The 25114-nt window shown below is 59.5% G+C and carries 21 protein-coding genes; 5 read left to right on the top strand and 16 right to left on the bottom strand.

The window, feature by feature from the left end; all coding sequences use genetic code 11:
* Nucleotides 1-163 precede the first annotated feature (163 nt).
* Together J5J09_RS19755 and J5J09_RS19750 are read left to right on the top strand one after the other, a co-directional pair.
* Nucleotides 164-859, top strand: coding sequence for a fumarylacetoacetate hydrolase family protein (locus tag J5J09_RS19755; protein WP_208553943.1), 696 nt, complete (start codon nucleotides 164-166; stop codon nucleotides 857-859).
* A gap of 299 nt (nucleotides 860-1158) precedes the next feature.
* Complete coding sequence (locus J5J09_RS19750) at nucleotides 1159-2613, top strand: hypothetical protein (protein WP_246746024.1); 1455 nt, start codon at nucleotides 1159-1161, stop codon at nucleotides 2611-2613.
* A 100-nt stretch (nucleotides 2614-2713) separates the two neighbouring features.
* Here the strand turns inward: J5J09_RS19750 and J5J09_RS19745 are convergent, their stop codons facing one another.
* The 14 genes from J5J09_RS19745 to J5J09_RS19680 all read right to left on the bottom strand — a co-directional run bounded on the left by J5J09_RS19745 (nucleotide 2714) and on the right by J5J09_RS19680 (nucleotide 20799).
* On the bottom strand, nucleotides 2714-4651 hold the full coding sequence (locus J5J09_RS19745) for a peptidoglycan DD-metalloendopeptidase family protein (RefSeq protein ID WP_208553941.1): 1938 nt from the start codon (nucleotides 4649-4651) through the stop codon (nucleotides 2714-2716).
* 719 nt (nucleotides 4652-5370) lie between these two features.
* A complete protein-coding gene (locus J5J09_RS19740) occupies nucleotides 5371-6486 on the bottom strand; it encodes a branched-chain amino acid ABC transporter substrate-binding protein (protein WP_208553940.1) in 1116 nt (371 codons plus the stop codon).
* Nucleotides 6487-6605: 119 nt separating this feature from the next.
* A complete protein-coding gene (locus J5J09_RS19735) occupies nucleotides 6606-6959 on the bottom strand; it encodes a DUF6867 family protein (RefSeq protein ID WP_208553939.1) in 354 nt (117 codons plus the stop codon).
* A gap of 22 nt (nucleotides 6960-6981) precedes the next feature.
* On the bottom strand, nucleotides 6982-7710 hold the full coding sequence (locus J5J09_RS19730) for an ABC transporter ATP-binding protein (protein WP_208553938.1): 729 nt from the start codon (nucleotides 7708-7710) through the stop codon (nucleotides 6982-6984).
* Nucleotides 7710-8579 (bottom strand): ABC transporter ATP-binding protein, encoded by an 870-nt coding sequence (locus J5J09_RS19725; protein WP_281436289.1) that lies wholly within the window; start codon nucleotides 8577-8579, stop codon nucleotides 7710-7712. The genes J5J09_RS19730 and J5J09_RS19725 overlap by 1 nt, the downstream gene beginning before the upstream one ends.
* Nucleotides 8579-9970, bottom strand: a complete 1392-nt coding sequence (gene livM / locus J5J09_RS19720) for a high-affinity branched-chain amino acid ABC transporter permease LivM (protein ID WP_208553936.1) — start codon at nucleotides 9968-9970, stop codon at nucleotides 8579-8581. Before livM ends, J5J09_RS19725 begins: the two co-directional genes overlap by 1 nt.
* A 4-nt stretch (nucleotides 9971-9974) precedes the next feature.
* Nucleotides 9975-10877, bottom strand: coding sequence for a branched-chain amino acid ABC transporter permease (locus tag J5J09_RS19715; RefSeq protein WP_208553935.1), 903 nt, complete (start codon nucleotides 10875-10877; stop codon nucleotides 9975-9977).
* A 281-nt stretch (nucleotides 10878-11158) separates the two neighbouring features.
* Nucleotides 11159-13585 (bottom strand): FAD-dependent oxidoreductase, encoded by a 2427-nt coding sequence (locus J5J09_RS19710; RefSeq protein ID WP_208553934.1) that lies wholly within the window; start codon nucleotides 13583-13585, stop codon nucleotides 11159-11161.
* Nucleotides 13586-13761: 176 nt separating this feature from the next.
* Complete coding sequence (locus J5J09_RS19705; RefSeq protein ID WP_208553933.1) at nucleotides 13762-14106, bottom strand: response regulator; 345 nt, start codon at nucleotides 14104-14106, stop codon at nucleotides 13762-13764.
* On the bottom strand, nucleotides 14106-15551 hold the full coding sequence (locus tag J5J09_RS19700; protein WP_208553932.1) for an HWE histidine kinase domain-containing protein: 1446 nt from the start codon (nucleotides 15549-15551) through the stop codon (nucleotides 14106-14108). Before J5J09_RS19700 ends, J5J09_RS19705 begins: the two co-directional genes overlap by 1 nt.
* Before the next feature lie 193 nt (nucleotides 15552-15744).
* A complete protein-coding gene (locus tag J5J09_RS19695) occupies nucleotides 15745-16290 on the bottom strand; it encodes a sarcosine oxidase subunit gamma family protein (protein WP_208553931.1) in 546 nt (181 codons plus the stop codon).
* 11 nt (nucleotides 16291-16301) lie between these two features.
* Nucleotides 16302-19259 (bottom strand): sarcosine oxidase subunit alpha family protein, encoded by a 2958-nt coding sequence (locus tag J5J09_RS19690; RefSeq protein WP_208553930.1) that lies wholly within the window; start codon nucleotides 19257-19259, stop codon nucleotides 16302-16304.
* Nucleotides 19256-19537 (bottom strand): sarcosine oxidase subunit delta, encoded by a 282-nt coding sequence (locus J5J09_RS19685; RefSeq protein WP_208553929.1) that lies wholly within the window; start codon nucleotides 19535-19537, stop codon nucleotides 19256-19258. Before J5J09_RS19685 ends, J5J09_RS19690 begins: the two co-directional genes overlap by 4 nt.
* Nucleotides 19538-19545: 8 nt before the next feature.
* Entirely contained in the window at nucleotides 19546-20799 is a 1254-nt protein-coding gene (locus J5J09_RS19680; protein ID WP_208553928.1) for a sarcosine oxidase subunit beta family protein, read from the bottom strand.
* Nucleotides 20800-21089: 290 nt separating this feature from the next.
* Between J5J09_RS19680 and J5J09_RS19675 the strand changes: the two genes are divergently transcribed.
* Both J5J09_RS19675 and J5J09_RS19670 read left to right on the top strand, forming a co-directional pair.
* The gene (locus J5J09_RS19675) at nucleotides 21090-22121 is read left to right on the top strand and encodes a DUF2793 domain-containing protein (protein ID WP_208553927.1); all 1032 of its coding nucleotides are present in this window, start codon (nucleotides 21090-21092) and stop codon (nucleotides 22119-22121) included.
* Nucleotides 22122-22418: 297 nt separating this feature from the next.
* Nucleotides 22419-23138, top strand: a complete 720-nt coding sequence (locus J5J09_RS19670; protein WP_348646496.1) for a sugar transferase — start codon at nucleotides 22419-22421, stop codon at nucleotides 23136-23138.
* A gap of 28 nt (nucleotides 23139-23166) precedes the next feature.
* Here the strand turns inward: J5J09_RS19670 and J5J09_RS19665 are convergent, their stop codons facing one another.
* A complete protein-coding gene (locus J5J09_RS19665; RefSeq protein WP_281436299.1) occupies nucleotides 23167-23802 on the bottom strand; it encodes a helix-turn-helix transcriptional regulator in 636 nt (211 codons plus the stop codon).
* Between the two features lie 505 nt (nucleotides 23803-24307).
* Between J5J09_RS19665 and J5J09_RS19660 the strand changes: the two genes are divergently transcribed.
* Nucleotides 24308-24583, top strand: coding sequence for a DUF1153 domain-containing protein (locus J5J09_RS19660; protein ID WP_208553925.1), 276 nt, complete (start codon nucleotides 24308-24310; stop codon nucleotides 24581-24583).
* Here J5J09_RS19660 and J5J09_RS19655 read toward each other — a convergent pair.
* Nucleotides 24580-25047, bottom strand: a complete 468-nt coding sequence (locus J5J09_RS19655) for a paraquat-inducible protein A (protein ID WP_246746023.1) — start codon at nucleotides 25045-25047, stop codon at nucleotides 24580-24582. The genes J5J09_RS19660 and J5J09_RS19655 overlap by 4 nt on opposite strands.
* Between the last annotated feature and the right edge of the window lie 67 nt (nucleotides 25048-25114).

Raw genomic sequence — 25114 nt, 5'->3', positions numbered from 1 at the left:
GCAATTGACGCCAATAAAAAGGAGCCCCCTACGAAAGCCGAAGGTCTCCTTTACCAGAACAGATGGCTTGGCGCGCGGGAGAGCTCGGTTTATGGACGTACGGTCAGGGATGAAGAGAAGTCCTGTCGGACAATTTGCAGACTGTTTGGCTGGAGGGCCGTCTATGAAGCCGATGTTTTCCGTTCCCGTTGCCCCGCTCGTGCCGATCAAAGGCAGGGAGGACGGCTATCCGGTTCACCGGATCTTCTGCGTCGGCCGAAACTACGCCGCTCATGCGGCGGAGATGGGCAATGAGGTTGACCGTGAGGAGCCGTTCTATTTCACCAAGCCAGCGACGGCGCTGACCCTTTCAGGCGCTTCGATCGCTTACCCGCCGGGGACCCGTGACCTCCATCACGAGGTGGAACTGGTCGTCGCGATCGGGCAACCGGCGTTCAGGGTGAAGGTCGAAGAGGCGGCCTACGCGGTGTTCGGTTTCGCAGTCGGGCTCGACATGACACGGCGCGACCTGCAGAACAAGGCGAAGGAAAAGCGCCAGCCGTGGGATCTTTCGAAGGCGTTCGAGCAGTCGGCGATCATCTCGGAAATTGCCGCTGCCGAGGATGTGGGTAACATCGAGAAACCGAGGGTCTGGCTGACCGTGAACGATGCACTCAGGCAGGAGGGGCTGATTTCCGACATGGTCTGGTCGGTGCCGGAGATCATCAGCCACCTGTCGCATTTCTATCATCTCGCGCCCGGTGACCTCATCTATACCGGCACCCCCTCTGGTGTCGGTGCCGTGGTAGCCGGAGATCGGCTTCACGGGGGTATTGATGGTGTCGGAACCGTCGATCTTGTCATAGCGGAAGCAGAATAATCATGCCGCATCATCCGGTTCCGAACGACCATCAGAACGACCGCAATATTGCAGATGCGGAACGCGGACATGCTATCGCTCCCCAGTCCAGCATCCTGTGCAACCATCGCTAGAGGCGGGTCGCTTCATTCTTTTCTGTGAACACAGCGCTTTGTCTGCAACTTCCCTTTGACGGCGGCGAGGAGCGCGTTCATCCTACGTTAACCTAGGTCCTTGGACGGACTTAAAGGCGGGACATGCGGAATTTGATTATTGTTAGTTGAAATTTAACACTGGGCCGGGAGTGGGGCGCAATGGTCATGGGTTTTTTTCGTCGCGTTGAAGAGCAAGGAAAAATTGCGTCGGCCTCTGCCGGGCAGCAGGCGGAGCGGGGCGAACTCCAGGATCTGATGAGCTTTGGCGCCGTTGTCGCCGAGAGCGAATTGTCTTCCGAAGATCTGCTATCAGGGCTTGGAAGTCTGCAGAATCGAGTGTCCTCTTTGCTGAAGGCGCACGGCGAGGCGCTGGCGGAACTGTCCGAATTGCGGACCGAACGTGCCCGGATCGCGTCTCTTCTCGATTATGAAACGACGGCGCGTCGCCGTCTTGATATCGAAAACCAGCAAATTTCCGCCGAAAACAAAGAACTGCGCAGCGAAAACAGCCAGATGCGGCTGGAGCTGGACCAGAACCGGGAAAAGCTGATCAAGCTACAGGCGCAATTCGACGCGAATTCCAACGATCTGGAGGTCGTGCATGCCCGCCTGCGGGATGTTTCCCGCGAGCTGGACGAGCGGATCGCGCAGTACGACGAAACCGCATCGCTCCTTCGACGTGCGCATCACGACCTCGATCAGCGTAACCGGGAGTTCGCACAGCTCCGCGAGAAATACGAAAACGAGAAGACGGCGCATCAGGTGCTTGTCGAGACGTCCCGACGGGAGGCCGATGCCCAGGCACGGGAAATAGACCGGCTGAACGAAGAGCGCTCCCAGTTGAAGCGCAGCCTCTCGCACCAGGACACGCAGGCCCGGAACCTGTCGACAGAGGCCGCCGGCTTGCGGCAGGAACTGGTGTTCGCCGAGGAAAAGGCAAAGCGCCTGCAGGCGGAACTCGAAAACCATCAGAGTTCGACGACCGTCGAGATGGCGCAATTGTCCACCAAATATGAGGCCGTCAACTCCAAGGCCGAATTGGTGGAGAAACTGCTGATTACCGCGCGGGGCCGCGCCAAACTTGCCGAGGACGAACTGTCTGCCGTCCGGGGCGAACTCAAGGAAATGAAGTCCGATCTCGCGACGACCACGCTTCGCGCCGATCGTCTGGCGCAGGAACTGTCGGCTGCGCGCGCCGGCAACACGGAGAACGAGTCCGTTCGCCGCGACCTCAGCCTTCAGGTCAGCGAGCTGACGATGCGTCTTCGCGAGACCGAGAACCAGCGCAACAAGCGCGAGCGCGACATGGAGACCATGCGTCGCGATCTCGATCACCGGGCGCAGTCCGACCAGGAGGAAATCCGTCAGCTGCGGGCAAGCGCCGAAGTCTCGAAAGCCGAAATTCGCCAGTTGAAGGCAGAGATCGCGATCCTGACCGGCCAGCTTGAGGTCGTTCGGAACGAACGGAGCGGACAGGTGCAGATTGCGCCGCCAGCGCCGCCGATGCCGAAGGCCACGTTCGAGGAGTGGGTGCCTGAAGACGAGGCTCCGAAGCCCATCATCGAGTTGTCGGATAAGGCGCTCCGCGCAACACCGCCACGGCCTGCCGCGGACGTGTAAGCGTCAGATTTTGGCTTGGATGCGGACGCTTCCATGCGACGCTATCTGAATGATTTTCGGATGAATGTGGGGGAGGGTGGTTTCGCAACCCTCCTTTTTGTCAGTTGCTAGCCACTTGCTGTGAATCAGCTCGGCCCAACAGCGTGTCGATGCGGCTCCGCTCTTCCTCGAACTGCGCCAGCATCTGGCCCGAGAGGCTTTTGCCGCCGGGCAGGCGCACTTTCATGGCGTCCACCTTAGTACCGTTCACGATCAACTCGTAGTGCAGGTGTGAGCCGGTCGAAGATCCCGTCGATCCGACATAGCCGATCACCTGACCCTGATTGACCTTGGCTCCGGGTCGGACGCCCTTGGCGATGGCGCTCTGGTGATTGTAGGAGGTTTCGTAGCCATTCGCATGGCGGATTATAGTCTGGTTGCCGTAGCCCGAAGCCCAGCCCGCCTTTTCAACGACCCCGTTGCCCGATGCGATGATCGGCGTGCCGCGCGGGGCAGCCCAGTCCGTCCCGGTATGCATGCGGGAGTAACCGAGGATCGGATGGCGCCGCATGCCGAAGCCCGACGTCAGACGTCCGTTCGGGACTGGGTTACGCAACAGGAACTGCCGGATGCTCTTGCCGTCCTCATCGTAGTAATCGATCGAGCCATCCTCAGGATTGCGGAACCTGTAGAAGGTGGTGATGTTGTCGCCGAACCGGGCGCGCACATAGAGCAGTTCGGATTCCTCGGTAGCCTTGCCGGACGAGTCCGCGACCGAAAAGAAGGCTTCTATGGTGTCGGTCGGTTTCAATTGTGCCTGGAAATCGACGTTCGAGGCGAGCAGCTTGATCACCAGCGCCGTCATGTCCTGGCTCATTCCGTAGGAAAGGGCAGCCCGGTAGATGCCGTCATAAATCCGCGGAAGGTCGCGCGACGCCGTAATCGGGGCAGCGCCTTCTTCGAAAACGGTGTGAATGGCATCGAGCATCGGTGGCTCGGCACCGATGACGAGCTTGTTCTTGTCGTTTACCGCAAGTGTCAGGGCGTGGTTGCCGCGTCGATAAACGCTGATCCGCACGATACGCGCGAGATCGCCAGCCTGCAGAATTCCGACTCTCAGGACATCGCCTTCGTCGAGATCACCAGAACCTACTCGCTCGGCAACGGCCCGCTCGACGTTCGCTGCTCCATCTTCGGGATAGCCAGATGCCATGAGCGCGGCGGTGATGGTTTGCGCCCGGCGCGCCGGAATGATGTCGTCCGCGAATTCCGGCTCCTTGGGATCAGGCATCTCCGCCGTCGATACCGACATGTTCTGTTCGAGAACCCGCGCCGTAAGCCCGGCCGTAATATCGAGGCCGTCTTCTTCATCCGAGGAAAAACGGCGCGGATCGATGTAATAGAGAGCCGCTACCTGAGTGCTACCGTCGGTAAGAACGGAGCCGTTCGACCGCACATTCTCCTCTACCTCGTCGAAACTCATGGCGCTCGCGAAGGGAACGGTATTGCCTTGCGTGGGGAAGGGAACAGTCTTGAGGCTGACCTCTGACTCTACGTCGGAATCATAGAGAGCCCCGGCGCGAAGCGCGGATACGGCATTTTCGGATGCGGCAAAAATGGCCAGGGGATCGAATGGCGGATAAGTCTCCTGCGGCGCGTAGTTTGCGGCCAGCGTCATCTTGACATGAGAAAAGGGCTGCTTGCGCACCACTTCCCGTTCCCCATCCTTGATGACGGTCGGCACTTCCAGGATGGCTTTGTCAGTCGGGCGGGCTGCGATCTTCGGTCCCGTTATCCGCGCCCCTCGTTTCACATCCTCGTCGACTTCCGGACTTGCGTCACTGAGTGCATAGGCCTCGGCCGGAATGGCCAGTTGCTGCCGACCGTCCAGTGCTGCAAACAGCGCAACGCCCATCAAGACGCATGATGTGATGCCCGTGAGAAATGTGCCCGAGAGCCAGCGAAGCGATATTTCACGACGATCAGGCGCTCGGTGGCCCTCGGCCAGGATCGGCGCCTCGCTGCCCAGCGACATCAACATGGTCCGGTCGATCGTCACTTATTCCGTCATCCCCGCTGAAGCGCAATGTGTTCTGGTTATTGGCGACCCGGCTCGAAGTTCTGCATGACAGGACATCGCGAGTCAAATCGTGCGCGCCTCGCACAAGGTCGCTTATGCGCAGAGGAATGTGAAAAAACTAAGGGAGCCGACAAAGTCTCTTATGGACCTGCCGATAGCAGCAGGCGTTCGCTCTCCGGAAAGGAGCGCAAAAGCGCCTCGCGAATCGAGAAGTGCGGAATATACTCGTTAAAACAATGGCTTCAAAGAAATTTTCACAAAACTGCAAAACGATTGTTGACTGGTCCGGAAAGCGAATCTATAACCCCGATCACTGACGAGGGCGGCGGCGCTGCTGGCGACGCTGGTTCTTGTCTCTGAGAAAACCTCTTGAAATTGGCTGAAACGCTAATTAAATGCCGGGCTCTTGAAGCTTGGCCTGAGGCTTTCGTGACGGTTACGATCGTCAGTTATTTGACAATTGAAGAATGGAAGAAAGAGAAACGTGGACGGCGGCGTTGCGTGGAGAGGTTTAGGCTTCTCTGTGAATGATACGCAGACGGTCAGCGTCACCATCTCGAGAGCCGTCTGTTCGGGAGCAGGTTTCTTCAACATGTCCCAGTGAATCATAAACCCCCGGATGTAGCCAGGGGTTTGTCAGCAGTCTGAGCCCGGTCTTGCGACCGGGCTTCCATGACACCGGCCGTAAGGCCTGATGATTACATTTCGAAGTAGCTGATGTTGCCGTCTTCGCCCTTCTTCCACTCGTACATGACGTAGTCCGGACGGGTGATGTCGCCCTTCTCGTCGAAGCCGAGTTCGCCGATAACGGTCGGGAACGGACCCTTTTCCTTCGTTGCGGTGGCAACGGCTTCCGGATCGTTCGAGCCGGCGGCCTTTGCAGCCTCTGCGATGACCTGCAGGGCAGCATACGAGTACAGGGTGTAGGCTTCCGGCTCGAAGTTGGCGTCACGGAACTTCTTGACGACGTCCTGTGCGGCCGGGTTCTTGCGCGGATCCGGAGCGAAGGTCATCAGGGTACCGATGACGGCGTCGCCGGCGATCGAAGCCAGTTCGTTCGAAACGATACCGTCGCCCGACATGAAGGTTGCCTTCATGCCTTGGTCGGCAGCCTGGCGCTCGATCAGGCCGAACTCGGTGTGCAGACCGCCGAAGTAGACGACGGTAACGCCGGCTTCCTTCATCTTGGCGATCAGAGCCGAGAAGTCCTTGTCGCCGGTCGTGACGCCTTCGTAGATCACTTCGGTGACGCCAGCGGCGTTCATGGCCTTCTTGGTTTCGTCAGCCAGACCCTGACCGTAGGGGGTCTTGTCGTGAATGACGGCGACCTTGGCGTCCTTGAACTTTTCGGCGATGTAGCTGCCGGCGACGAGGCCCTGCTGGTCGTCACGGCCGCAGGTACGGAAGGTGTTCCACAGGCCGCGCTCGGTGTAGGTCGGGTTGGTCGAAGCAGGCGTGATCTGCATGATGCCGTTTTCGGCGTAGACTTCCGAAGCCGGGATCGAAACGCCCGAGTTGAAGTGACCGACGACGAACTTGACGCCGTCAGCAACGAACTTGTTGGCAACGGAAACGCCCTGCTTGGCGTCCGAAACGTCGTCGCCGAGCACGATCTTGATCATTTCACCGTTGATGCCGCCAGCTGCGTTGATGTCGGCAGCTGCCTGCTCGGCACCCTTCTGCAGCTGAGCGCCGAAAGCGGCGTTCGGACCGGTCAGCGGGCCGGCGACGCCAACCAGCAGGTCTGCCCAGGCGTTGCCGCCGAAGGCTACCACTGCCGTCAGCGCAACGGCGGAGAGAAGCGACTTCTTCATTATGTTACTCCCAATTTTTAAGGTGGCTTTGGTTACGAGAACCCTGCGCAATACCCACCATCACTGCGCGGGAAAACTGTTCCACTCTGTTGTTATGTGAGACGAGAAAACCGACGCTGTCAATCTTTCTTCTTCCAGGAAAAAGGCGAGGTTTTTTCGTACATCCAGTAATAGTTTTCAACCATTTGCGTGGTGCGCCGTGTCCGGAAACCACTGATCGAAAGGATCATCAGAAGCACCACGTCAATGACGTAGAACGAAGGGCTGATGAAGGGCCCCTGGAACAGCGCGTAATGCAGGAAACGCATCACGACGCCGAGAAGAAGCGTGTAAACGATGACCGTCGGATAATCCTGCCACCCTTCGGCGACCGCCTTGCCGGTACGCCACGCGGTCCAGAACCCGAGGAGGACGACCAGGAAGCGCAGCACATAGCGGACGCCGGTATCGCTCTCGAAAAACAAACCCTGCATATCGAATACTCCTATCGGCGCCTTAGTGGTGGCCGCCTTCGAGGTAGGCCGCGCGGACCGACGGATCGGCGAGCAGTTCCTTGCCGGTACCGCTCATCGTGACCTGTCCGTTGACCATTACATAGGCGCGGTCCGACAGCTTCAGCGCCGCGAATGCGTTCTGTTCGACGAGGAACACGGTCAGCCCCTCTTCCTTGTTAAGCTTGCGGATCGCTTCGAAGATTCCCTTGACGATCAGCGGCGCAAGACCGAGTGACGGCTCGTCCAGCAGGAGGAGCTTCGGGCGGGCCATCAAGGCGCGGCCGATCGACAGCATCTGCTGCTCACCACCAGACAAGGTTCCGCCGCGCTGGCTCTGGCGCTCCTTCAAGCGCGGGAAGAGCGTGAAGATCTTCTCGACGTCCTCGTTGAAGTATTTGAGGTTATCGAGGCCGGCACCCATCTGCAGGTTTTCGAGCACCGTCATGCGCGGGAAGATGCGACGTCCCTCGGGCGACTGGGCGATGCGGCGGCGCGCGATCAGGTGCGTCGGCATCTTGGTAATATCGGTGCCGTCGAACGTGATCGTACCCGTGCGGGCCTGCGGCGCGCCGCAGATCGTCATCATCAGCGTCGACTTGCCGGCGCCGTTCGCGCCGATCAGGCTGACGATCTCGCCGCGATTGACGTGCACGGTGACACCGGCCAGCGCGCGGATGTTTCCGTAGTAGGTTTCGACACCTTCTACCTTGAGCAGGCCTTCAGCAGACATCAGTTCTGCCCTCCCGAAACGGCGTCGACTTCATGTATCGCGTCTTCCAATTCTTCGTCCTCGACACCGAGATAGGCAGCGATCACCTTCGGATCGTTTTTGACGTGATCCGGACTGCCGTCGGAAATCTTCTGGCCGTATTCCAGAACCACCACATGGTCGGAGATTTCCATAACCACCGACATGTCGTGCTCGATGAGCAGCAGCGAGGTACCCTCGTCGCGAATGCTGCGCAAAAGCGCGTTGAGCGCCAGCGACTCCTTCGGATTGAGACCGGCGGCCGGCTCATCGAGGCACAACAGTTCGGGGCCGGTGCACATGGCTCGTGCGATCTCGAGGCGACGCTGTGCACCATAGGGCAGATCACCGGCCGGATCGTCGGCGCGCTCGACAAGATCGGCCTTCTCCAGCCAGAACTTCGCCCTGTCGATCGAGGCTTTTTCCGCCGCCTTGTAGGCCGGCAGGCCAAGCAGACCGAGAACGGTGTAGCCCGAGGCCTTCATGAGCATGTTGTGCTGGGCGACGAGCAGGTTTTCCAGAACCGTCAGACCCGAGAACAGCCGGATATTCTGGAAGGTGCGCGCGACCTTCGCCTTCTTGGTGATCTCGAAGTCGGCGAGACGTTCGAGCAGAAACTGCTCGCCACTCTTCTGCGTCAGCGTGATCATGCCCATCGTCGGCTTGTAGAAACCGGTGATGCAGTTGAACACTGTGGTCTTGCCCGCGCCGTTCGGGCCGATCAGCGCGGTAATTTCCCCGCGCTTGGCCTCGAACGAGAAGTCGTTGATGGCCATCAGACCACCGAACTTCATCGACAGGTGTTCGACCTTGAGGATCGTATCAGTCATTGCAGTCGTCCCGGACGTCATCAACCGTGACCTTCCTTGGTAAAGCTACCAGACACAGCCTTGCTTTCCTTGAGGAAGGCGGTTGGCTGGCGCGACCCCACGAAGCCGCGCGGCTTGAACAGCATCACGATGATCATAGCCAGGCCGAAGAGCAGCATGCGGTAGAGTTCCGGCGTAAAATCGTCGCCGAAGATATGCTTCAGGAACTCCATCTCGCGCAGCGCTTCCGTGCCGCCGACCATGACGATCGCTGCAATCGCGATACCCGTCAGCGAACCCATGCCGCCCAGAACCACGATGGCGAGAATGACAGCGGATTCCAGGAAGACGAAGCTTTCCGGCGAGACGAAGCCCTGGCGGGCGGCGAAGAACGAGCCGGCGAAGCCGCCGAACATCGCACCGATCGAGAACGCCGTCAGCTTGGTCGCGACCGTGTTGATGCCGAGCGAACGGCAGGCGATTTCATCTTCGCGCAAAGCTTCCCACGCACGTCCGATCGGCATCCGGCGCAGGCGGATCGTCACGTAGGCAGTGAGCAGGCAGAGCGCCACGATCACATAGAACAGGAAGATCTTGTAGTAGGCCGACGACATCGGCAGGCCGAAGGTCTTGGCAAAACCGTCCGGCGAGGCATCGAACGACATGCCGAACAGCGTGGCCTTCGGGATGCCGGAAATGCCGAACGTACCCTTGGTGACGTCCGTCCAGTTGATCAGCACAAGGCGGATGATTTCGCCGAAGGCGAGCGTCACGATCGCGAGATAGTCGCCTCTGAGCCGCAGAACCGGGAAGCCGAGAATGATGCCCCAGAACGCAGCCAGGATGCCCGACAGCGGAAGCAGAACCCAGAACGACAGGCCGAACTGCTGCGACAGCAGCGCATAAGAGTAGGCGCCGACCGCATAGAAGGCCACGTAGCCGAGGTCGAGAAGACCCGCGAGGCCGACGACGATGTTGAGGCCCCAGGCCAGCATCACGTAGATAAGGATCTGGATGCCGAAGTTGTCGACGAACTTCAGCGAGCCCTGAATGCCCGCAGCCCAGACGGCAACGGCCGGATAGATCAGCACGGCGGCGAGCGCCAACTTCAGGAAATGCTGGTGGAAGAAGGATGGCTTTGCATCGACCTCATGCACCGGTACCTGGGCGCGGCGGCTGGTGCGCGACGCCTTCCAGGGCTGGAAGACGGCGACCACGAAGAAGCGTCCGGCGGCAGCGATGAGGACAAAGCTGGCCAGAAGACCCCAGCGTGTCCGCCACACCAACGCGTTGTTCATGTCCTGGTAGGTTTCGATGCCGACGAACAGGAGGAACATGCCGAAGGCAAGAACGCCGGCAAAGATAGCCTCCTTCACCGCCCGGCCGAGCGTGCTCTGCTCGACCTGGGCTGTAGTGGATACAGTGCTTGTCATGATGTCAAACCTTCTCGACTTCGGGTCGACCAAGGATACCGGTCGGCTTGAAGATCAGCACGAAGGCGAGGATACCGAAGGTGGCCACGTCCTTGTAGGCGATCGTGAAGTAAGCAGACCAAAGAGATTCGATGAGGCCGATCAGCAGCCCGCCGAGAACCGCACCCGGCAACGATCCGATACCGCCGAGAACCGCGGCGGTGAACGCCTTGACACCCGGAATGAAGCCGTCGTTGAACGAGGCAACGCCGTAATACATCAGATACATCGTGCCAGCGACCGCGGCCAGCGCAGCACCCATAACGAAGGTGATCGATATGGTCCGGTCGACGTCGACGCCGAGCAGTGCGGCCATCTTACGGTCCTGCTCCGTCGCACGTTGAGCACGCCCGAGCGGCGTCTTGTTGACGATGTACCAGAACGCAGCCAGCAGAACGACAGTGACGGCAACGATGATCAGCTGCTTCAGCGAAATCGTGATGTCGCCGAAATGATAGACGTCATTGACCAGCGGCGGGATCGGCTTGTTGCGCGGGCCCTGCGTGACCTGGATGAAGTTCGACAGCACGATCGACATGCCGATGGCAGTGATCAGCGGCGCCAGGCGGAACGAACCGCGCAGAGGCCGGTAGGCAACGCGTTCGATCACCCAGTTCCACAGACCCGTCATCAGCATGGCCACGATCAACATGACCAGCAGGGCCAGCGCGACCGGTATGCCGGCAAAGAACGACGTCAGGATGAGAAAAACGATCAGGGCTGCGAAGCCGCCAAGCATGAAGATATCGCCATGGGCGAAATTGATCATGCCGATGATGCCGTAAACCATCGTATAGCCGATCGCCACCAGACCATAGATGGATCCAAGAGTCAGCCCGTTGATGAGCTGCTGGACAAAGTACTCCATTTACTACCCCCGGACGCGATCTTCATCGCCGCGTCTCTTTTTTGTCTACCCTTGCGGGTCACCAACTGGAGCAATTCCATAGCGTCTCGGATAAAAAAGGGAAGTCTAAAAGCTCGACTTCCCGCATTTTCGACGCATTTCCGCACAAATTGACGCCAAAACGGCCTGAGGCATCAAATTTGCGGCATGATGTGCAGCAATTTTGGGCAGCGTACCGCTTTCGAAAAAACGGTACGGTTGCAAATGACGGCACTACTACCGCGCGAGTCGTGTTCGCCGAGTCAGCCGCGCATGACGGAACCGTTCGCATCGAAAAGAGGATGAGGCTGCAGACGGGCCGGAAGAACGTCTCCGAGAATTTCGATCGACCATCCGTCCGCCTCATCAGCGATGTCCTTCGGCACGTATCCGACCGCTACCGACACACCCGCCGCATGCGCATAACCTCCCGAAGTCACCCAGCCGAGCGGCTCGCCCTTGTAGAAGATCGGCTCGTCCCCGATGACATCGGCATCCTTCGCGTCGATGATGAAGGTGCGCAGGCGCAGCTTTCCCCCCGACAGCTTTTCCTCCATCGCCGCTTTCTTGCCGATGAAGTCCGCCTCCTTCTTGAGCGCCACGAAGCGGGAAAGACCGGCTTCGAGCGGACCATAGAGGGGCCGGTATTCGCGCGACCAGCTGCCGTAGGACTTTTCGAGACGAAGCGCGTTGAGAGCCCGCAGACCGAACGGCTTGATACCGAACTCGGCCCCTGCCTCCATGATCAAGTCGTAGAGATAACGCTGGTACTCAGGCCGGACCCAGATTTCGTAGCCGAGATCGCCGGTGTAGCTGACGCGCCCTACGACGACAGGCGCCATGCCGATATCCATTTCACGAATGTCCATGAACGGAAACGCTTCGTTCGAGACATCGAGATGCGTCAGCTTTGCCAGCACCTCGCGCGATTTCGGTCCCGCGATCGCAAGGCCGGTCAGACCCAGATTGAGCGACTCGATCTCGACGGAACCATCATCCGGCAAATGCTGTTCGAACCAGCGCATGTGGTAGTCCTCTGCAAGACCAGAGCCGATCAGCAGGAAGTCTTCGTCGTCGAGCGTCGCAAGCGTGAAATCGCCGATCAGCTTGCCGGCTTCGTTCAGCATCGGCGCAAGCGTCATGCGACCGGCCGGCGGGATGCGGCAGGTCAGCATCCGGTCGATCCAGTCGCGCGCGCCAGGACCCGACACGGTATATTTCGCAAAGCCCGAGGTCTCCATGATCCCGACGCCGGCCCGCACCGTCTTTGCTTCGGCCGCGACATAGTCGAAATCGGTCGAACGGCGCCAGGAGAACTTGTCCTCGACGCCTTCAGGCGCGAACCAAAGCGGAGTCTCAAGGCCGTAATAGGCTCCGAAGACGGCGCCGGCGCTCTTAAGCTTGTCGTAGACCGGCGTAGTAAGCAGTGGCCGCGCACCCGGAAGTTCCTCGTTCGGATAGCGGATCGAGAACCGGCGGGAATAGTTCTCGCGCACCTTGGCATTGGTATAGGCGAGCGTCGCGTAGTCGCCGTAACGGCAGACATCCATGGCAAAGACATCGAAGCCCGGATCGCCGTTGATGATCCACTGGGCGAGCGCAAGTCCAACGCCGCCGCCCTGGCTGAAGCCGGCCATGACCGCGCAGGCCGACCAGAAATTCGTCATGCCGCGCACCGGACCGACCAGCGGGTTGCCGTCGGGGGAGAATGTGAACGGCCCGTTGATGATCTTGCGGATGCCGGCATTGTTGAAAGCCGGAAAATGACGGAAGCCGATCTCGAGTTCGTTGGTGATCCGTTCAAGGTCTTCGGCCAGCAGCTCGTGCCCGAAGGTCCAGGGCGTCTCTATCGGCGACCATGGGCGGCAATCCTTCTCGTAGGTGCCCATGAGCATGCCGTTGCGCTCCTGGCGAATATAGATTTCGCCGTCGAAGTCGACGCAGTGCATCAGTTCTCGACCGGCCTTCTGGTTGAACTCGATCACCTCCGGCATGTCCTCGGTGATCAGGTACATGTGCTCCATGGCAAGCACCGGCAGTTCCAGCCCGACCATGCGACCCACTTCGCGCGCCCAGAGGCCGGCGGCGTTGACCACGTGTTCGGCCTGAATCTCTCCCTTGTCCGTGATCACCCGCCACGTTCCGTCGGGCAACTGCATCAGTTCCTCGACCTTGGTGTGGAGATAGATCTCGGCGCCGTTCTTCTTCGCCGACTTGGCGTAGGCGTGCGTGGTGCCATAGGGATCGAGATGACCTTCGTGCGGATCGAAGACGGCGCCGACGAACTGGGTTGGATCGAGCAACGGCATCATCGAATGCGCCTCCTCGACCGAGACGAGCCGCGCCTCGCCGCCTGCATACTTGCCTTTGGCGAGCAGCGACTTGAACCAGTCGAAGCGCTCATGCGTGGCCGCCAGCATCAGGCCGGACGTCATATGCAGCCCGATGTCTTGGCCGGAATACTCCTGGATTTCCTTGTAGAGATCGACGGTGTACTTCTGCAGCTTGGCGACGTTCGGATCACCGTTGATCGTATGCATGCCGCCCGCCGCATGCCAGGTCGATCCGGAGGTGAGCTCCGACCGCTCGAGCAGCACGACATCGGTCCAGCCGAACTTGGTCAGGTGATACAGCACCGAACATCCGACGACACCACCACCGATGACGACGACACGCGCATGACTTTTCATGAATGGATTCCCCTTAGCGCTACAGGCATTGTGCCGAAAGCTAGAGTGGCACGCAAAGGACGAGAAGCCCATGGCTGCGACGCAACATGTCGCGTGCGGAAAAAGAATTGTTCAGGGTGCGGCGCAGGCTAGACGTTTGCTGCGGTGGGGCGGGATCGGATATCCGGCTCGCGGCGTCAGCGCTCAAGCCCGGTCAACGCATTCGCGATCTGGTCGGGTTCGAACGGCTTCTGCACGACCATGGCATCCAGGTACGGCTCGATGAGTCCCGCCTTGCCGTAGCCGCTGGCGAACATGAACGGGATACCCCTTTCACGCAGCCTGTCGGCCACAGGAAAGGATTGTTTGCCAGCCAGGTTGATGTCGAGAATGGCGAAATCGACGTCCTGCGCCTCGACGATGTCGAGCGCCGTTTCCAGTCGCATCGCAGGCCCCACGACCGTATGGCCGAGGTCGACAACGACATCCTCGATCAGCATTGCGACCAGCATTTCATCTTCGACAATCAGAACTCTTGCCATCACGAAGCTGCTCCGCTGGCCTTGTCGCTGACGGCCTCCAGACTCGTGTCCAGCGTAAAGACCACCCCTGATGGCGCGTACTCGATATGTGCGACGCCCCTAAGTTCAAGCGGCAGAACCTTGAGGATAAGACGCGAGCCGAAACCCCGACGATCGCTGGGCGTAACCGGCGGGCCGCCTGTCTCGGTCCAGGACATCCGGAATTCGGAATGGGGACCCACGGACCAGGACACGTCAACATTGCCGCTCGGGCTGGATAATGCACCGTATTTGGTCGCATTGGTCGCAAGCTCGTGGAGAGCAAGTGCGAGCGAGATGGCCGCATGCGGTCCGACGCGCAGATCAGGTCCACCTATTCGGATCGCATCCCGTCCGGCTACCTGAAATGCTTCGAGCGAACTCTCGACAACCGCGCGCAGATCGGCTCCCTCCCAGTTTTCCCGGGTCAGAACGTCGTGCGCTCGTGAAAGTGCCATGATCCGCAAGGATATGGCCTTTGCCGCCTCCTCCTTGGTCTCAACACCGCGAAGGGTCTGCGTGACGATCGACTGTATAGAGGCAAGCGTGTTTTTAACGCGATGATTGAGTTCGTTGATCAGCAGCTTCTGGTGTATCTCCGCCCGAACGCGATCGGTGACGTCGGACCCCTGAACGAAAATCTGGGTAACGGTGCCCCCATCTTCTCGTATTGGCTGATAGACGAAATCGACAAAGCGTTCTTCGAGAACTCCTCCCTCCGTTCGACGCAGGAGTACTCTCTGCGATGTCCGGTTGACTGCCTCGCCCGACTGGAAGACGTGGTCAAGGAGTTCGACGAACCCCTGCTCGGCAACTTCCGGCAGAGCATCGGCGACCGGCAGACCCAGCACATCACGCGGACCGATCAGTTTCCGATACTCCGGATTGACCAGTTCGAACCGATGCTCCGGTCCGCTCAGCATCACCATGAACGTCGGAGCCTGGGAAAAAAGGTTCTGCAGGCGCTGGAACTCCTCGCGATTGCGTCGCTCGGCAATGACACGCTCTGTGGTCTCGATGACGATGGCGATGACACCCGCAGGCGTGCCCGTTTCGTCCAGAACCGGAGAATAATCTAGGTCCAGCCACACTCTCTCGGGATAACCCTTTCGATGCAGGACGAACTCCTGGTCACGATAGGCGAGCGTTTTACCCGCCAGTCCCGTTCGCATCACATGGTCATTGAAATCCCTGGCCTCGGGCCAAGCGTCTCGCACGTTCGATCCAAGCAGCGCCGGATGCCTGTGACCGCCAATCACCGAATACCCGTCGTTATAAATCATCACACCCTCTTCACCCCACAGCATGACCATGGGAATGGGCGATTGAAGGATCAGAGACGTGGACGTTTTCAGCGACGCTGGCCAGCGCTCAACGGGTCCAACCGGCGTTGACGACCAATCGAACGAACGGATGAGATATGCCATCTCTCCGCCATGACCGAGGAAGCGAAAAGCGTCTTCTGTGTCAGGTTCAGTAAAGGACATAAAATGCGTGCCACCCATTAGTGCCCCAACGTCAATCGGAGCAACATACCCACGCGAGCAACGCACGACCTCCAAGTTTGTTCCGCCGGCAAACAATATCTGTGTGGCAGAGCAAGTGTTCCTAAAAAGCGTGTCAGGCAAACCCCGCAGTCATGGCATATTCGCGTCCCATCTCCATGATTTCTTCAAACACATGGCCCGCAAACGAGCGGGGAAGGATCAGTTCAAACGTGTTCTCCCCTGTTCGCGCCAGATTGGCAACGACATGGCAGCACTGCGTGGGGGTGGAAGCCCCGACAACAAATTCATCGGGATGGACGTCGACCGCCAGGCACTTGGCGAGGATCTTGCGGACGCTCGGGCCCGCAAGACGCAAGACCACGCGTCCATCACTCTGATCGGTAAAATGAAGCACGTCGTCTCCCGCCGCCGTCAGTTCCCGTGCAATCGAGGAAGCAGAAGCATCCTCTGACACGAGCAACCATTCGCCGGGGCCGGCAAACCGGGCGGAACCAGTCTCTATCCGGCCAAGCACCGAAAGTGCGTCCCCTTCCCGCCCGCTTCGCGCCAAAACGGAGAGAACGGCCGGTCTTTTCACGACAGCAAGGTGATGCGGGTTGGGCGTGCCTTCGAAGCCGACAATGTAGTCCTCGAGCACATGGCGATGCGGGAAGGTCATGGTCGCGCTCCTTAGATATAGAGTCTTTTGTTATCGGGATCGACAAAGGCCGGGGCGCAGACCTCGGCCAGCACCTCGGATCCTCGCAGGCCATCCCAGACGATGATCTTCTCACCCATGCGCTCGCGTCCGGACTTGAGGAAAGCAAGCCCGATATGCTGGCCCAGGACTGGGGAATAGCAGACGGACGAAACCCAACCCTGGTCGTTTGCCATCGAAGGATTGGCACCCTCCTTGAGAAGATGGGCACCCGCCTTGATTTCCTTGTCGCGCTCGACGGGCTTTACTCCAACAAGCTGCGGCCGATCAGCCGCCGTCAGCCCGAAACGGCTGGAAAGCCGCTTGCCGATGAAATCGGGTTTCTGCTCGGAGAACATCCGTCCGAGACCGAGATCGTCCGGCGTCGTGCGGCCGTCGATCTCGTTGTGCGTGACATGTCCCTTCTCGATCCGCATCACGTTGAGCGCCTCGACGCCATAGACGCAGATCGAATGCTCCTTACCGGCGTCCATCAGGGCATCGGCCACGGCTTCGCCGTAGCCCGCCGGCACGGCCAACTCATAGGCAAGCTCGCCGGAGAACGATATACGGAACAGCCGCGCGCGAAGACCACCCTTCAGCCCGACCTCGCGGGCGGCAAGGAATGGGAAGGCCTCATTGGAAATGTCGTCCTCGACGATCTTCTCCAGAACCAGCCGTGCCTTCGGGCCGACGAGCGACATCTGTGCCCATTGGTCCGAAACCGATACGAAGCGCACGTCAAGGTTCGGCCAATGAACCTGGGATGCGAACTCCATATGAGTCATCACTTCAGCCGCATAGGCCGTCGTTGTGGTGACGAGGAAATGGTTCTCCGCCAAACGGCTGGTGGTGCCGTCGTCATAGACCATGCCGTCCTCGCGCAGCATCAGCCCATAGCGTGCCTTTCCGACCGGCAGTTTGAGGAATGCATTGGAATAGAGCCGGTTCAGGAATTCCGCCGCATCCGGCCCGAACACCTCGATCTTGCCGAGTGTCGAGACGTCACAGAGGCCCACATTGGCACGGACGTTCAGAACCTCGCGGTCAACGCTTTCGCGCCACCCCTTCTCCCCCGCTCGCGGGAACCAGGATGAACGATACCAGAGCCCGGCCTCGACGAAGATCGCGCCGTTCTTTTTGGCCCAGCCATGCAGCGGCGACTGACGGACAGGTCGCGAGTGTTCGCCGCGGCTCGTGCCGGCCATCGCGCCGAACGACACCGGCGTATAAAAGGGACGGAACGTCGGGGTCCCGACCTCGGCCGGCGACACGCCGCGCATGCCGGCGATGATCCCGGCCATGTTGACGTTGCCAAGCTTGCCCTGGTCGGTCGCCATGCCGCCTGTCGTATAACGCTTGGAGTGCTCCACATGGCTGTAGGCCTCACGTTGGGCGAGCCCCAGATCCTTGGTGTCAACGTCGTTCTGGAAATCGACAAAAGCCTTGTCGCGGGCGCCCGGAACATACCAGAGCGGCGCGAAGGCGAGGTCATAGTCTCCCTCGACTTGTGGTATCGGCAACGAACCGACCATACGCCCCAAGGCTTCGATTGCGGCATGCCCCTTGTCGGCACCATCACGCAGACAATCGGTTATCGAGGAAAGACCGGCAGCGCTGCCGGCCACCAGCAAGCCCTGCCCTACGTCTGGCGCAAGAAATGCGCTAAGCGTATCGGACCATACCGGGCGAGCACCGCGCTGGCAGGCGAGATGGATCACCGGGCTGTACCCTCCCGACATCAGGAGCGCATCGCAATCGAGAGCCTCGTCATAGCCGGACCGTTCGAGGATCAGGCCGGAGATGCGGTGTCGACCTTTGGTTTTGACAACGCCAGCGCCGTTGATCACCCGCACGCCGGCGGGCGCCGTATCACTCGAGGCGGTACGGCTGTCGATGACGGCGGCTACTTCGATGCCGGCCGCTGCCATGTCGGCAGCCACCTTGTAACCCGAACCGCCGTTCGAGAAGATTGCGACCTTCTGGCCGACGGCGACGCCATACCGGTTGAGATAGGTTCGCGCCGCGCCAGCGATCATCACACCGGGCCGATCGTTTCCGCCGAATACCAGCGGCCTTTCCTCGGCACCGGTCGCAAGCACGGCCCGCTTGGCAACGATCCGCCACAACCGCTCCACCGGAAGATCCGGCGATGGTTTGGCGAGGTGCTTCTGCACTTTCTCAAGCGCGCCGAACACGTTGTCGTCGTACCAGCCGAACACCGTGGTGCGCGGCATAATCGTTACATTCGGCAGGGCGGAAAGCTCGGCCACGACATCGCCGACATAGTCAGCCGCAGGCTTTCCACCGATCGCGACGCGCTCGTTGAGCAGCGACCCGCCAGGCCGGAACCCCTCGTCGGCGAGGATCACGCGAAGGCCGGCCCGACCGGCGGCGAGCGCTGCCATCAACCCGGTCGGTCCGGCGCCAATGACGAGCAGGTCGCAATGCGCCCAGCTCTTCTCGTAGCGGTCCGGGTCCGCTTCCATCACAGCCTTGCCGAGACCCGCCGCCTTGCGGATCAGCGGTTCATAGACCTTCTCCCAGAACGAGGCCGGCCACATGAATGTCTTGTAGTAGAAGCCGGCGCTCAGAAACGGCGACAGCAAACCATTGACGGAGCCGATATCGTATTTCAACGACGGCCACCGGTTCTGGCTGCGGGCGACAAGGCCGTGATAAAGCTCCACCACCGTCGCCCGCGTATTGGGCTCGGTGCGCGCGCCCTCCCCGATGGCGACCAGAGCATTCGGCTCTGCCGACCCAGCCGTCACGATGCCGCGCGGACGATGATATTTGAAGGACCGGCCGACCAGCATCTGATCGTTGGCGAGCAATGCCGAGGCAAGCGTGTCGCCTTCAAGGCCCTTCATTTCCCGACCATCGAAGGTGAAGGTGAAGCTGCGCCCGCGATTGACAAGGCCGCCACTGTTTAAACGATGGCTGGTCATCGGCCCGCCTCCCGCGCCACATCGGCGGCATCCCGTACGGAAAAGACCTCGTGGCTCATGGCATTGTCGCGCTCCACGACGAGCCAGCGGCGGCAGCCACCGGTGTGGTGCCAGTATTCCCGGATGCGCCCCTTGGGATTGTCTCTAACAAATACATACCGGTACCACGCATCGTCATCGGCCGAAGGCGACGGACGCTGCGGCACCGCATCTCCCCTGATGGAGAACTCTTCTTTCGGTCGAACCCCGCAATGCGGGCAATGAATCAGGCTGGCCATCGGATGTCTCAATGAAGATTGGGTTGCGGGCCCTTGCCGCCCTCGTCGACAGCAAAACCGCGACGGAAGCGATCAAGGCGCAGGAGGCGTGCGACATGATGTGGCTCGTTGCGGGCAATCAGGTGCGCAAAGCAGAAGCCCGAAGCGGGCGTCGCCTTGAAGCCGCCGTAACACCAGCCGCAGTTCAGGTAGAGATTGTCGATCGGTGTCTTGTCGATAATCGGCGAGCCGTCCATCGACATGTCCATGACCCCGCCCCAGGCGCGCAGAACGCGCAGCCGGGAAAGGCCCGGGATCAACGACACGCCTTCCTCAATCGTATGCTCGACGGTCGCAAGATTGCCGCGCTGGGCATAGGAGGAATAATAATCGATGTCCGCACCGAACACCAAACCACCCTTGTCCGACTGCGAGATATAGAAGTGTCCGGCACCATAGGTGATAACGTTATCGATAACCGGCTTGACGCCTTCCGAGACGAAAGCCTGCAGGACATGCGACTCGATCGGTAGTTCGAGGCCTGCCATCCGTCCGGTCAACGAGGTATTGCCAGCGGTTGCCAGCGCCAGCTTGCCGCAGCCGATGAAGCCTTTGGTCGTCTCCACGCCGAGCACGTGACCATCGGCGTCCCGGCGAATGCCTGTCACCTCGCAATGCTGGATAAGATCGACGCCGCGACTGTCCGCGCCGCGCGCATAACCCCAGGCGACAGCGTCGTGCCGGGCGGTGCCGGCGCGCTTCTGGTGGAGGCCACCCAGGATCGGGAAGCGCGCATGCTCGAAATTCAGATACGGCATCATCTTGCGAACCTGCTCGCGGTCGAGCAGTTCCGCGTCGACGCCGTGGATCTTCATCGCATTGCCGCGCCGCGCATACGAATCGCGCTGGCCGTCGGAGTGGAACAGGTTGACGATGCCGCGCTGGCTGACCATGGCGTTGAAGTTGAAGTCCTGCTCCAGCCCTTCCCACAGCGTCATCGACAGCTCGTAGAACGGCTCGTTGCCTTCCAGCATGTAGTTAGAGCGGATGATCGTGGTGTTGCGGCCGATATTGCCGGAACCGAGATATCCCTTCTCGATCACCGCGACATTCGTGACGCCGAATTCCTTGGCGAGGTAGTAGGCGGTGGCAAGCCCATGGCCGCCGCCGCCGACAATGATAACGTCGTAATGCGGCTTCGGCTCGGGCTCACGCCAAGCCGGCTTCCAGTTCCTGTTGCCTGAGAACGCTTCCCTGACGATGGAGAGGGCGGAGTAACGCATCTGTTGGTCCTGTGGATATGTGGCGGCCACATTCGCACAGCCGCGCCAAAGAGCAAGTCCATGCGGGACGTCAATCGTGCATTTTGGGACATCGGGCGAGATGCCGGGAAAGCACACGCGACACAGACCTAAAGTCGATATTCAAGCACCACAAAGAGGCGGGGAGATACTCCCTTAATTATCAAAGAACCACATTTTTTCCTCGTCCTCCGCATCCCCCTTCTCCGTCGGCAAGCGACAATCATCGGCGCGTGATCCGGAAATGTCCGGCCGTTAGAAGGAGACCAACGATGCGCGAGACCACACCGAACCTCGACCTGCCCTACCTCAGGCAAGCACAGGCGCAGAAACATATCACTCATAACGACGCGCTGACGCGTCTGGACGCCATAACTCAGCTCGTTCTGGTCGACGATCTCGTCGACACACCGGAAGACGCAGCCGATGGCGACTGCTTTATCGTCTCCGCAGGGGCCGGCGGAGCCTGGTCCGGCAAGGACGGAAAGATTGCCGTCCGGCAGGACGGCGCGTGGCTTTTTCTCTCCCCCAGGGAAGGCTGGAGGGCATACTTCCCCGGCGACCACGACATGAAAATCTTTGCGGAGGGCCAGTGGCAATCGATTGTCCTGCCGTCGCACGCAAGCGTCGGCACGCTCGGGATCAATGCGACGGCGGACAACACGAACCGGCTTTGTGTCTCGGCACCGGCGACGCTCTTCAACCACGCAGGCTCTGATCATCGACTGACAATCAACAGGCAGGCGTCGGCAGACACGGCGGCTGTCGTTTTCCAGACGGATTGGCTCGGCCATGCGGAGATCGGTCTGGCTGGAAGCAGCCGACTTGCCCTCAAGGTCAGTCCGGACGGCACCAACTGGTTTACCGCTCTGGACGTCTCACTGGCAGGGGTGGTCGACCAGCCGAACCGCCCGTTGGTATCGGCAACACTGTCTATCGGCGCCTATGTTCCACCAAACGATTCGCAGATCGGCTTCGACACGATTTTGTTTAGCCAAGGTGGCTTCACGCTCGGTTCAGCAGCGCCGGGGAGCGGTATCGGCAATCGACTCATTGTCCCTGCCGACGGCTTCTATGCGATAAATCTGCGGCTCCGGACGAGCGCGTCCTCTGGTCATCACGTTACGGTTCTGCGAAACGAGTCGATCGCGCTAGCCTCGCTGACAGGACAGGCAAACGACCAAAATTGCGTCAACTGCCTGGCGCAACTGGTCACCGGAGACAGTCTCACCATCGGATTTTCGGGCGCATCGACGATCGATTTTTCCCCGGAAAACCTAGACCTTGAGGTTTACCTAATATGAATAGCGGACAGAAAAGACGGTTAAATCCAAAGCCCAAAAAACCGTCACACAATTGTTAAATTTTCGACAAATGCATCGTTTTTAGTCTTCAATAGATTAAAATACGATCAGTCGAGAAATATTCACCGCCACAAATAGGACAAACTTTGCAGGACGGCCAAAAATGCCGTGACCGTCTTGCAACGGGACTTGGTTAAGTTAACCAACCGTTAATTTTGCGAATGACTTTGCCGAAAAGGTGATTTATTCAACCAGGGTGTCTTGGCGCAACCATCATGAATGAACGAGGCGAAAACCGTGAGTATTGCGCAAATCCAGGATTCGGATACCGCACGCCCCGCAGCAATGTCTGCTCCCATGGCGTACATCGAAGCGGCCTCGTTCAACGGTCGCGATGACAATCGCCAGGTGGCGGTGCATTACGCCTTGAAGCGATCGCTCGACATCTTCGTGTCAGGTCTCGCTCTTCTGCTGTTGCTGCCGTTTTTCCTGACGGTCGCGCTTTTGATCAAGCTCGACAGTCCCGGTCCGGTTCTGTTCAGGCAGCACCGCTGGGGCAAGGGATGCAAGACAATCAGGGTGTACAAGTTCCGCTCCATGCGAACCGACCTCTGCGACACGACCGGGGTCGCGCAGACGGTGAAAAACGATCCGCGCGTAACGCGAATGGGCGCTATCCTGCGCAAGACCAACATCGACGAACTGCCGCAACTGTTCAATGTGCTGATGGGCGATATGTCGCTGGTCGGCCCGCGCTGCCATGCTATCGGCATGCTTGCTGCGGGCATGCCCTATGAAAGCCTTGTTCCGGAATATCACCGCCGTCACGCCATGCGGCCCGGCATAACGGGACTGGCGCAGATGCGCGGTTTGCGTGGCCCAACGGATCGTCCGGCCAAAGCCCGTGCCCGTATCGCCTGCGATCTCTATTACATCGAGAACTTCTCGATTTGGCTGGACATCAAAATCCTTGTCGGCACCGTGATGTCGGAAATCCGCGGCGGCAGCGGCTTCTGAGCCTAGACTCCATCGACGACTAATCGGATCACAACAGGCGGAATCGGCAAGCTCGAGCGACCGCCTGCATCCTGTTGACCGAGTCAAGCTTTCGCATCGCGCTCTTCAGATAGCTGATGACCGTATGTCCAGAGATGTTCAGGATAACGGCGATCTCCTCGCTGCTTTTGCCCGCGGCCGACCAGCGAAGGCACTCCAGTTCGCGTGCGGACAACTTCTCCCGCGGACCGTCCTGCGGCGAGCGTGTGAGGTCGAGATCCAGCAGTTCCAGTGCTCCGAAATAGAGCTTAGCGACGTCTTCCTGCGGAAGAGCGTCTCGCGTCCCCGAGAACACGAAGATGTAGTGATTGAGATGAGCGTCGTGTAACGAGAACGCGATGCTGGAGACCAGGCCCTGGCTCTCGAACAGAAGCTTCTGGTCTGCATCCGATTCCGAGTTCAATGCCGTCGAAAAAAGGCATTCGCGGGTGAAGAACGGTCTCACACCTTGCCGCAGGCGACCCACCAGCTTGCTGAAACCGAAGGCATCGGTCGAATGATAGATATCGCGCAGCGATGCAGGCCAGTTGCAGCTGATCAGATTGGCGAGGAATTCGGGCTTATCCGCCTTGGGAAAGCTCGCCACCAGAAAAAACGGCATACCATGCGCCTTGCCCAGTGCCATCAGACGGCGCGCAACTGCATCATTTCCGGCGTCGTCCCGTAAATCGGAACTGGCATCCACTGCATGGTCTGCATGACCTGTGTCTACGGCTCGGTACATAAATTCCTCATCGTCGGAACGATTCCGACATTGGACTGAGTGTGCAGGCTGCTTCTAGTCTCGACCTTGCTAACGGTTTTACGACGGCGAGCGTTCCGGATGACGGAACCGTGTCGACAGGTCAGCGGGTTGGAGGTCGGCTCGTATGCACGCATGGCATGCACCGTAACGTTGGTGTGCCTTCTACACGAAATCATACATTAAAATAATTCAAATTAGGCATAACTCCTATGCAACTGCCGCAAGTTTACGCAACGGCAGCAGATCGACGTGAATCATTCCCCTCAAGATCCGGTGAATCACTTTGCTTAAATACTTATCAAATCGTTACAGGCTGCTTAGCCAAATTTTAAAGGTGCATGGTTAGGATGAGCGCCTGTGGTCTTGAGTATGTGTAGAGAGTCCAATGACCGAAATGATACGCCCCCGAGTGAAGTATGTCATCGGCCCCGATGGCAGCCCGCTCACAATCGCCGACCTGCCGCCGCCGGATACGCGCCGTTGGGTCATTCGCCGCAAGGCGGAAGTCGTCGCCGCCGTCAGAGGCGGCCTGCTCAGCCTTGAGGAAGCGTGCGAACGCTATACGCTTACGGTCGAGGAATTCCTCTCCTGGCAGAGCTCCATCAACGATCATGGCCTTCCCGGCCTGCGCACCACAAGAATTCAGCAGTATCGCCATTAAACATCTGCTTTATTCATTCCGCTTTTAAGAACTGCGGGCAACACGCCCGCGATCATTGCAGAGACCGCGAAAAACCAGAGGCCTGGCTGAGTGAAAGCACTCGCCAGGCCGCTGCTTTTTGCGGCGAAGATCACGATCGCGACGAGCATCACATCCATCATGGACCAGCGGGCGAGATGAGGCAGGAGGCGCTGCCAGTGCCCTGACTTGTCCGGCGAGGCGCGTTGCCCGATGGCCTCCGCAGCCAGCAACATCAGCTTCAATGTGGGCAGGACCATGGAGAGGACGGCCACGAGAGACGCAAGTACGTAATCTCCTCCCGACCACAGCGACCCGACGATTTCGACGAGCGACGGCGTGCGGCTGACGACATAGAACGTCTCCAGGCGAAGAAGTGGCAAGGTGAAGCCAAGAGCAAGACAGAACGGTGCCGCCACCAGCAATGTCGCGCGTAGCCAGATCATCGCAAGTGTCCTCCCGCGCTTCATCCCTGGGGTTGAATGCCCTTTTAGCCTATATGAGCGTGTCAGG

Origin of the sequence: Ciceribacter sp. L1K22 (assembly GCF_017599385.1) — a bacterium.
Lineage (GTDB): Bacteria > Pseudomonadota > Alphaproteobacteria > Rhizobiales > Rhizobiaceae > Allorhizobium.
The sequence above is the reverse complement of the archived record's forward strand: the minus strand, read 5'-3'. Positions and strand labels throughout refer to the sequence as shown.

What these genes read in the sequence shown, in the direction of transcription:
- J5J09_RS19675 (WP_208553927.1), top strand. Translation starts at nt 21,090, where the DNA reads ATGCGCGAGACCACACCGAACCTCGACCTGCCCTACCTCAGGCAAGCA.
- J5J09_RS19740 (WP_208553940.1), bottom strand. Translation starts at nt 6,486, where the DNA reads ATGAAGAAGTCGCTTCTCTCCGCCGTTGCGCTGACGGCAGTGGTAGCC.
- J5J09_RS19705 (WP_208553933.1), bottom strand. Translation starts at nt 14,106, where the DNA reads ATGGCAAGAGTTCTGATTGTCGAAGATGAAATGCTGGTCGCAATGCTG.
- J5J09_RS19710 (WP_208553934.1), bottom strand. Translation starts at nt 13,585, where the DNA reads ATGAAAAGTCATGCGCGTGTCGTCGTCATCGGTGGTGGTGTCGTCGGA.
- J5J09_RS19750 (WP_246746024.1), top strand. Translation starts at nt 1,159, where the DNA reads ATGGGTTTTTTTCGTCGCGTTGAAGAGCAAGGAAAAATTGCGTCGGCC.
- J5J09_RS19695 (WP_208553931.1), bottom strand. Translation starts at nt 16,290, where the DNA reads ATGACCTTCCCGCATCGCCATGTGCTCGAGGACTACATTGTCGGCTTC.
- J5J09_RS19735 (WP_208553939.1), bottom strand. Translation starts at nt 6,959, where the DNA reads ATGCAGGGTTTGTTTTTCGAGAGCGATACCGGCGTCCGCTATGTGCTG.
- J5J09_RS19685 (WP_208553929.1), bottom strand. Translation starts at nt 19,537, where the DNA reads ATGGCCAGCCTGATTCATTGCCCGCATTGCGGGGTTCGACCGAAAGAA.
- J5J09_RS19725 (WP_281436289.1), bottom strand. Translation starts at nt 8,579, where the DNA reads ATGACGTCCGGGACGACTGCAATGACTGATACGATCCTCAAGGTCGAA.
- J5J09_RS19700 (WP_208553932.1), bottom strand. Translation starts at nt 15,551, where the DNA reads ATGGCATATCTCATCCGTTCGTTCGATTGGTCGTCAACGCCGGTTGGA.
- J5J09_RS19655 (WP_246746023.1), bottom strand. Translation starts at nt 25,047, where the DNA reads ATGATCTGGCTACGCGCGACATTGCTGGTGGCGGCACCGTTCTGTCTT.
- J5J09_RS19715 (WP_208553935.1), bottom strand. Translation starts at nt 10,877, where the DNA reads ATGGAGTACTTTGTCCAGCAGCTCATCAACGGGCTGACTCTTGGATCC.
- J5J09_RS19680 (WP_208553928.1), bottom strand. Translation starts at nt 20,799, where the DNA reads ATGCGTTACTCCGCCCTCTCCATCGTCAGGGAAGCGTTCTCAGGCAAC.
- livM (WP_208553936.1), bottom strand. Translation starts at nt 9,970, where the DNA reads ATGACAAGCACTGTATCCACTACAGCCCAGGTCGAGCAGAGCACGCTC.
- J5J09_RS19660 (WP_208553925.1), top strand. Translation starts at nt 24,308, where the DNA reads ATGACCGAAATGATACGCCCCCGAGTGAAGTATGTCATCGGCCCCGAT.
- J5J09_RS19665 (WP_281436299.1), bottom strand. Translation starts at nt 23,802, where the DNA reads ATGGCACTGGGCAAGGCGCATGGTATGCCGTTTTTTCTGGTGGCGAGC.
- J5J09_RS19730 (WP_208553938.1), bottom strand. Translation starts at nt 7,710, where the DNA reads ATGTCTGCTGAAGGCCTGCTCAAGGTAGAAGGTGTCGAAACCTACTAC.
- J5J09_RS19690 (WP_208553930.1), bottom strand. Translation starts at nt 19,259, where the DNA reads ATGACCAGCCATCGTTTAAACAGTGGCGGCCTTGTCAATCGCGGGCGC.
- J5J09_RS19755 (WP_208553943.1), top strand. Translation starts at nt 164, where the DNA reads ATGAAGCCGATGTTTTCCGTTCCCGTTGCCCCGCTCGTGCCGATCAAA.